General features: G+C 73.0%; 6 protein-coding genes. 3 read left to right on the top strand and 3 right to left on the bottom strand.

From position 1 onward, the window contains the following. Positions 1-719, bottom strand: a 719-nt coding sequence (locus tag E6R18_RS14950; protein ID WP_136317374.1) for a TetR/AcrR family transcriptional regulator C-terminal domain-containing protein, incomplete at its 3' end; no start/stop codon positions are given. Positions 720-816: 97 nt separating this feature from the next. Between E6R18_RS14950 and E6R18_RS14945 the strand changes: the two genes are divergently transcribed. Together E6R18_RS14945 and E6R18_RS14940 are read left to right on the top strand one after the other, a co-directional pair. After that, the gene (locus E6R18_RS14945; protein ID WP_136317373.1) at positions 817-2,496 is read left to right on the top strand and encodes a CocE/NonD family hydrolase; all 1,680 of its coding nucleotides are present in this window, start codon (positions 817-819) and stop codon (positions 2,494-2,496) included. A 199-nt stretch (positions 2,497-2,695) separates the two neighbouring features. Beyond that, on the top strand, positions 2,696-4,753 hold the full coding sequence (locus E6R18_RS14940; RefSeq protein ID WP_136317372.1) for a glycosyl hydrolase family 28-related protein: 2,058 nt from the start codon (positions 2,696-2,698) through the stop codon (positions 4,751-4,753). Positions 4,754-4,767: 14 nt separating this feature from the next. Here E6R18_RS14940 and E6R18_RS14935 read toward each other — a convergent pair whose 3' ends face one another. Continuing rightward, positions 4,768-5,463, bottom strand: a complete 696-nt coding sequence (locus E6R18_RS14935; protein WP_136317371.1) for a VOC family protein — start codon at positions 5,461-5,463, stop codon at positions 4,768-4,770. 85 nt (positions 5,464-5,548) lie between these two features. On the opposite strand from E6R18_RS14935, the gene E6R18_RS14930 reads away from it, so the two are divergent. Continuing rightward, complete coding sequence (locus tag E6R18_RS14930; protein ID WP_136317370.1) at positions 5,549-6,193, top strand: 1,4-alpha-glucan branching protein; 645 nt, start codon at positions 5,549-5,551, stop codon at positions 6,191-6,193. Between the two features lie 13 nt (positions 6,194-6,206). Here E6R18_RS14930 and E6R18_RS14925 read toward each other — a convergent pair whose 3' ends face one another. Continuing rightward, positions 6,207-7,640, bottom strand: a complete 1,434-nt coding sequence (locus E6R18_RS14925; protein WP_240799733.1) for an MFS transporter — start codon at positions 7,638-7,640, stop codon at positions 6,207-6,209. Positions 7,641-7,726: the final 86 nt, after the last annotated feature.

The raw sequence follows: 7,726 nt of genomic DNA, 5'->3' as shown, positions 1-7,726 counted from the left end.
CACCGGCCCGCGTCGAGCCCGTCGACCAGGCGGCCCAGGAAGCGGTCGAAGGTGGCGTCCGGGGTGACGGGCCGCCCAGCCGCGGCAAGCGCCCCGGCCAGCTCCGGATGGTGGCCGTCGCCCGCGACCTCGGCGAGGTAGCGGGCCTCGGCGGCGGCCCGGCCGGGCGCCTCGGCGACCCGCGCCCGGCCGACCTCGTACGCCACATGGCCCGCCACGAACGCCGTGAGCTGGGCGAAGATCTCCAGTCGTGCCGCCCCGTCGAGACCGATGGGCCGCAGGGCGGTCAGGGCGTGCTCCAGGAAGGCGAGGGCCCGGGGGCCGAGCGTGCGGCGGTCCTGCACGGCGGCGGGCAGCCAGGGGTGGCGGAGCATGTGGGCGCGCTGGAGACGGCCGATGGTCTTGAGGTCGGCGCGCCAGTCGCCGGTGAGCGGGCCGGTGGTGGGCAGCTCGCCGGAGACGTGGTCGATCATCAGGTCGAGCAGCGTCTCCTTGTCGGGGGCGTAGCTGTACAGCGACATGACGCCCGCGCCGACCTCGGCGGCGACCCGGCGCATGGTGACCGCGTCCAGCCCCTCGGCGTCCGCGACGGCGACGGCCGCCGCCGTGATCGCCTCCCGGCTGAAGGCGGGCCTGCGCCCCCGGCGGGGCCGGTCCGGGGCCAGCCACAGTTCTCGCGGGTCGACGCCGCCGGCGCCGGGCCCCTCGGTGCGGGTCACGGTCTCAGCCCCTCTCACCTGGGTCGTTCCACTGTCCCATCCAAGCATCTACTATTCTCGTACACAGTACGAGAATGATGGCTCATGGAGGCGAACGATGACACCACCCACGCCCGAAGCCCGACCGGGGCCCGCATGGACGCCGTCGTCCGCGAGGCCGCCGCTCGCCTCCCGGCTGATGCGCTCCACCTGGCGCGACCTCCCGGCCGCACGCCACAAGGCGGGCGTCGAGCGGAGCCTGACCGTCCCCGCCGCCGACGGCAGCCCGCTGGTCACGGACCACTACTTCCCGCGCACCCAGGGCGACTTCCCCACCCTCCTGGTGCGCTCGCCCTACGGGCGGGGCGTGCCGTGGTCCCCGCAGTACGGGATGCTCTTCGCCGAACAGGGCTTCCACGTCGTCCTGCAGAGCTGCCGGGGCACCGGCGGCTCGGGCGGCGACTTCCACCTCTGGCGCAACGAGGCCGCCGACGGCCTGGCCGCCGTCGACTGGCTGCGCGAGCAGCCCTGGTTCGACGGGAACCTGGGGACGGTCGGACCCAGCTACCTCGGGTACGTCCAGTGGGCGCTGGCCCTCGAACCGCCGCCGGAGCTGAAGGCGATGGTGGTGCAGGTGGGGCTGCACGACCCGTACGCCCTCTTCCACACCGATGGCGTGCTCCACCTGGAGACCGCGCTCGCCGTCGGCGCGGGCATGACGTACCAGCACCGGGGCATGGGGCCGTTCGTCCGCGCGACGCTGCGGCTCCAGCGCCGGATGCGCTCCCTCGTCGCCGCACGCCCGCTGCGCGGCGCGTACGCGGACGCGCTCGGCGGCGAAGTGCCCTGGCTGGACGGGGTGATGACCCACCCGGACGCGGACGACCCGTACTGGGGCGGCGCGTCCCTGGCCGGTGCGGCGGACCGGGCGGCCGTCCCCACCGCGCTGATCACCGGATGGCACGACGCCCTCGCCGACCAGACCTTCGGGCAGTACGACCGGCTGCGCCGGGCGGGCGCCGAGGCCACCCTGCTCGTCGGCCCGTGGACCCACACCTCGGCCCTGCAGAAGGGCTGGCCCGAGGTGTTCGCCGAATCACTCGCCTGGCTCCGCGCCCACCTGTGCGCCGACCCCTCCGGCCTGCGTCCCACCCCCGTACGCGTACACACGGGCGGTACGGAACCGGCCGTGCGGGACCTCGAAGCGTGGCCCCCGGCTACGGCGGCCACCGCCTCGTGGTTCCCGGCCCCCGGCGGCCACCTCACCGCCGAGCCGCCCACCGACGCGGCGCCCCTGGCGTCCTTCCGCCACGACCCGGCCGACCCCACGCCCTCGCTGGGCGGCCCCCTCCTCTCCCGTACCGCCGGGGCGCGCGACAACGGCGCGCTGGAAGCCCGCGAGGACGTCCTGACGTTCACCGGACCGGTCCTCACCGAACCCCTCACCGTCCTCGGCCCGGTCTCCGCCCGGATCAGCGCGTCCACGGACACCGGGTACGGGGACGTGTTCACCCGCCTGTGCGACGTGGACCCCGAGGGAGGCTCCACCAACGTCTGCGACGGCCTGGCCCAGCTGCGCACCACGGGCCCGGACCCGGTCCGGGTGACGGTCCCGATGAGCCACACGGCCCACCGGTTCGGCGTCGGCCACCGCGTCCGCTGGCAGATCAGCGGCGGCGCGCACCCGCGCTTCGCGCCCAACCCGGGCACCGGCGAGTCGCGGGCGGAGGCGACGGAGTCCGTACCGGTACGGGTCACCGTCCACGCGGACTCGGAGCTGACCCTGCCCACGGGGTGACCGGCATGCGCATGCGGGTACTTGCGCCGTGTTACGCAAAAAAATGACGAGGCGACGCACCTGTGCGCCAGTAAGTTGAAAACTGATCGCAGGAGTCTTGTGGACGGGGAGCCGGGGGTCCTACTGTCGCCTCACTCATGACGGCGGCGACTCCCCACGCGCGCACGGCCGTTGACCCCCTCAGAGAAACGGGCACGCGATGTCACGGATGACCACCGACGCTTCGGTGAGGGCGCGAAGACCGCGCAGGACAGGGCTGTACGCGACCGCCGTCGCCTCGGTGACCGCGGCGGCCGTCGGGCTCGGGGTGCTGGCCGGTACGCCCGCGCTCGCCGGCCCCCGCGCCGCCGCACCGGCCCCGGTCGTCACCCGGGCCGCCCTCGACCCGGCCCTGGTCGCGGGGAAGGGCGCCAAGGTGGCCTTCGCCGAGCAGGAGGCCGAGAACGCGGTCACCGACGGCACGGTCATCGGCCCGGACCGCGACGCGTACACGCTGCCGTCCGAGGCGTCGGGCCGCAAGGCGGTCAAGCTGGCCCCGGGCCAGCACGTCGAGTTCACGCTGCCCGCGTCGGCCAACGCCATCACCGTGCGCTACAGCATCCCGGACGCGCCGGGCGGCGGCGGGATCACCGCGCCGCTCGACGTCGCGGTGAACGGTGCCAAGCGCTCCACCATGACGCTCACCTCGCAGTACTCCTGGCTGTACAACCAGTACCCGTTCTCCAACGACCCGGGCGCCGGGCTCCTGCACCCGGACTGGTGGATCACCGAGTGCTCCTGCGTGCCCGCCGAGACGACGCCCGCCCCGGTCATCGACAAGCCGTACCGGCCCAGCCACTTCTATGACGAGCAGCGCCTCCTGCTCGGCCGGACCTACCGCGCGGGCGACACCGTACGGCTGACCGTGCCGGCCGGCAGCCGGGCCGCGTGGACGGCCGTCGACCTGCTGGACTCCGAACTGGTCGGCCTCCCGCACGTGGAACTGCTCGCCGCCAACGTATGGGCGTTCGGGGCCGATCCGACCGGCCGGCGGGACGCGGCGGACGCGATCGACAAGGCCATCGCCTTCGCCCGGCGCACCCACCTCAAGGTGTACATCCCGCCGGGGACGTACCGGGTGGACCGGCACATCGTCGTGGACGACGTCACGATCGTCGGCGCGGGCGACTGGTACACGAAGATCAAGGGCCGCGAGGTCGCGCTCGACAAGCCCGCCGCCGACGGCTCGGTGCACACCGGCGTCGGCTTCTACGGGAAGTCCGCGGCCGAGGGCGGCAGTCGCAACGTCCACCTGTCCGGCTTCGCCATCGAGGGCGACGTACGCGAACGCGTCGACACCGACCAGGTCAACGCCATCGGCGGCGCGATGAGCGATTCGACCATCGAGGGGCTGCACATCAGCCACACCAAGGTCGGCATGTGGTTCGACGGCCCGATGAAGAACCTGCGGATCTCCAAGAACATCATCGTCGACCAGATCGCCGACGCCATCAACTTCCACACCGGCGTGACCGATTCACGCGTCACGGACACCTTCGTACGCAACTCCGGTGACGACGGCCTCGCCATGTGGGCCGAGAAGACGACGAACGCCCGCAACACCTTCGCCCACAACACCGTCCAGACCCCGGTCCTGGCCAACGGCATCGCGATCTACGGCGGCACCGACACCACCGTCTCGGACAACCTCGTCGCCGACCCGGTCCGCGAGGGCAGCGCCCTGCACATCGGCGCCCGCTTCGGCGCCGAGCCCTTCGCCGGGAAGCTGAACGTCACGGGCAACACGACGGTCCGCGCGGGCACGTACGAACTGAACTGGAACATCGGCCTCGGCGCGCTGTGGGTCTTCGCCCTGGACCGGAGCATCGACGGAGCCGACATCCGGGTCACCGGCAACGACTTCCTGGACAGCACCTACAACGCGATCATGCTGGTCTCGGACTGGGCGGTGAAGGACCAGTACGTCATCGAGAACATTCACTTCAAGGACATCCGCGTCGACGGCACGGGCACCTCGGTCCTGAGCGCCCGCGCGGCGGGCGGCGCGACCTTCGAGAACGTGGACGCGCGCAACGTGGGCGCGGTGGGAGTGAACAACTGCGGCTCGTTCAACTTCCCGTCCACGGGCTCCGAGTTCGCTCTCACGGACCTGGGCGGCAACGACGGCGGCTGGCTCGCGCCGTGGCTGCTGCCCAACACGATCACCTGCGACGACCGCCCGGAGGTGGTCCCGCCCCCGGCGCCGGGCGCGTGGTGAGGACGTACGGCTGACTACGCGTCGGTGGCCGGTCCGGGCGGGCCGGCCACGCCGACGCACGCCTCGTTGCCCTCTGGGTCGGCGAGCACCCAGTTCGACGGCGCGTCGGCGTCGCTCACCAGCCGCCCTCCGGCCGCCAGCGCGGCGGCTATCCGGGCCTCGGCCAGGTCGTACGGCACCCAGACGTCGACGTGGACGCGGTTGCGCTGCGGGCGCGGGGCATCCATCTGCTGGAAGTAGAAGGGTGCGCCGCGCCGACGCGGATCCACCAGGTCCTCGGGGCTGCCCGCGCGGTTCTCGTAACCGAGCAGGGCGCGCCAGAACGCGACCACCGAGGGGCCTTCGAGGGCGTCGACGGTGACCTGGACGGTCTGCACGGCGGACGGGTCGGCGGGCACGTCCAGGGTGCGGGCCAGCCCCGATATCTCGCGGGCGAGGTCGATATGGCGTGTCGTCAGCCCGTAGTAGTCGTCCGTGAGCGAGATCAGCCGCACGGTCACACCGTCCTGCCGCACGTCGACGTCCGGGTGGTCGCCCGCGGCGCCCGGCAACTCGCTGATCGCCTGCACGAACCGCGCTCCGGCGGCGAACGATTCGGTGCGGAAATGCGCGCAGGCCCCTTCGCCCACGACGCGCCAGTCCTCCAGTCCGGCGGTTTCGTGGAACCGCTGCGGCCTGATGCGTTCGGTGCTGCTGTCCCCAAAGGTCATACGCTCAACGTAGCGCCCGGGTCCGACAACGCCCGGCGCGCGCGGCAACCAGCCGCCCACTCGAACAGCGGGAGAGACTTTCGGTATGGCCGTCATCCACCGCACCACCCTGTCGCCGACCAAGCTCGAACTGCTCACCACCTGGCTCCCCACCCGCCCCTGGTACCGAGGCGGCGAGGGGAAGCCGGAACTGTCCAGGTCCGGCGGGTTCCGGCTCGACGACCCGCAGGGCGAGGTGGGCATCGAGTTCATGGTGGCCACGGATACCTCGGGCGCCGAGCCGGTGGCGTACTTCGTGCCCCTCACCTACCGGGGCGCCCCCCTCGGCGGCGCGGAGGACGCGCTCGTCGGCACCTCGGAGCACGGCGTGCTCGGCAGGCGCTACGCGTACGACGGCTGCCACGACCCGGTCCTGGTGGCGCAGCTGTTCGCCCTGCTCGACGGCCGCGCCGAGGCCCAGGCCCAGAGCGAGAGCGACACCCCGGACCCCACGATCACCCACTCCTCCACGGCGGGCCCCTTCGGCACGGTCGTCGCCAGGGTCTCCGACACCCCGGAGGGCACGGACCTGTCCGTCACGGGCGCGACTTTGCACCTGAACCGCGTCCTGCGGCCCGCCGGGGAGGGCGACACGCTGCCGGAGGGCGCGACGGGCCACGTCTCGGGCCCGTGGCGCACGCCGAAGGACGCGGAGGTGCGGGGGTTGTTCGCGGAGCTGCGTACGGCGTAGAAGGCGCAGCCCGTCAGGCCCGTCGTTTCCCGCGGCCCAACGCGATGACGACCAGGGCGAGCACCGCGCAGACGGCAGCCATCGCCCAGAGCAGCGCGTGGAACGCGGAGTCGTAGGCGGCGGCAGGGGTCGTTCCCGTCTCCTGCCGCCCGGCGACGAGGCCGGCGACCGCCGAGCCGAAGACCGCCACGGCGACGGCCTCGCTGCCCAGGCGGAGGGTGTTGAGGAAGCCCGCCGCCATGCCGGCCTTCGCCGGTTCGACGAGGGCGAGGGCCTGGGCGTCCACCAGCCCTGCCGACAGCCCCATGCCCGCACCGGTGAGCAGCATGGGCGCGGCCATGACGAGGGTGGAGGTGTCCGGGCCCAGGAGCAGCAGGGCGAGATCGCCGGTGACCAGGAAGCCCAGCGACGCCAGGACCACACCGCGTGCGGAGGCGCCGCGTTCCACCATCTTCGCCCCGGCGAGGGGGAGTACGAGGACGGGCAGCGTCAGCAGCAGCATGGTGGCCCCCGCCGAGGACGGGCTGTGTCCGGCGACGGTCGTCAGGTACGTCGGCAGGTAGGTGAGCTGCGTGACGAACCCGAAGGAGGCCGCCACGGGCACCAGGCAGTACGCGAGGAACGCCTTGTCGCGCAGTACGGACAGGTCGAGCAGCGGGGCCTTCGTCCGCTTCGAGCGCGCGGTGAAAAGGACGAGCAGTACGAGGGCCGCCGCGAGCAGGCCGAGCGTGCCCGGGGCGGTCCAGCCCCACTGCGAGCCCTGCACGATGGCGTACGTGAGCGCGAGCATCGCGAGGACGAAGACGGCGGCGCCGCGTACGTCGAGCCGGGGTGCCGCGGTGTTGCGCGTCTCGCCGACCGTACGGGCCACGGCGGGCAGGCAGACGAGTACGAGCGTCAGGGCCACGGCGTGCAGCCCGAAGATCCAGCGCCAACCGAGCAGGTCCACGGCCGGTCCGGAAACGGTGGGACCGAGCGCGACGCCCACGCCGGCGACGGTGCCGAACAGCGCGAACGCCTTGGCACGGGCGGCGCCGTCGAAGGCCGTCGAGATGATGGCGCTCCCGCAGGCGAAGATCGCCGCCCCGCCGACGCCGGAGACCGCGCGGGCCGCGTCGAGGACGTACACGTTCGGCGTGACGGCGCAGGCCAGCGAGGCGGCGGTGAAGACCGCGGCGCCGGTGGCGAACGCACGGACGCGGCCGATGGTGTCGGCGAGCGTCCCCCATACGAGTGTGCAGCAGGCGAACGCCACGTTGAAGGCGTTCACCACCCATTGCAGGGCCGCCGGGCCCGCGTGGAGATCGGCGCCGATGGCTGGCAGCGCCACGGCGGTGCCGGAGATCGAGGTCGGGACCACGAAGACGGCGAGCAGGACGACCGCGAGCGTCAGCCCCTGCCGGTCGGGGGCGGGGCGCGTCGTCGGGGCGGAGGCGGTCTGCGACACGGGTGGGCTCCGTGGGTGAGGGGGCAAGGGAGACCGCAGGTACGAATTTGCTCGTACCTGACGGTGGACGGCCAGACTGGCACGGC

Origin of the sequence: Streptomyces sp. A1277, from assembly GCF_004795015.1 — a bacterium.
Classification (GTDB): domain Bacteria; phylum Actinomycetota; class Actinomycetes; order Streptomycetales; family Streptomycetaceae; genus Streptomyces.
The sequence above is the reverse complement of the archived record's forward strand: the minus strand, read 5'-3'. Positions and strand labels throughout refer to the sequence as shown.

What these genes read in the sequence shown, in the direction of transcription:
- E6R18_RS14945 (WP_136317373.1), top strand. Translation starts at nt 817, where the DNA reads ATGACACCACCCACGCCCGAAGCCCGACCGGGGCCCGCATGGACGCCG.
- E6R18_RS14940 (WP_136317372.1), top strand. Translation starts at nt 2,696, where the DNA reads ATGTCACGGATGACCACCGACGCTTCGGTGAGGGCGCGAAGACCGCGC.
- E6R18_RS14935 (WP_136317371.1), bottom strand. Translation starts at nt 5,463, where the DNA reads ATGACCTTTGGGGACAGCAGCACCGAACGCATCAGGCCGCAGCGGTTC.
- E6R18_RS14930 (WP_136317370.1), top strand. Translation starts at nt 5,549, where the DNA reads ATGGCCGTCATCCACCGCACCACCCTGTCGCCGACCAAGCTCGAACTG.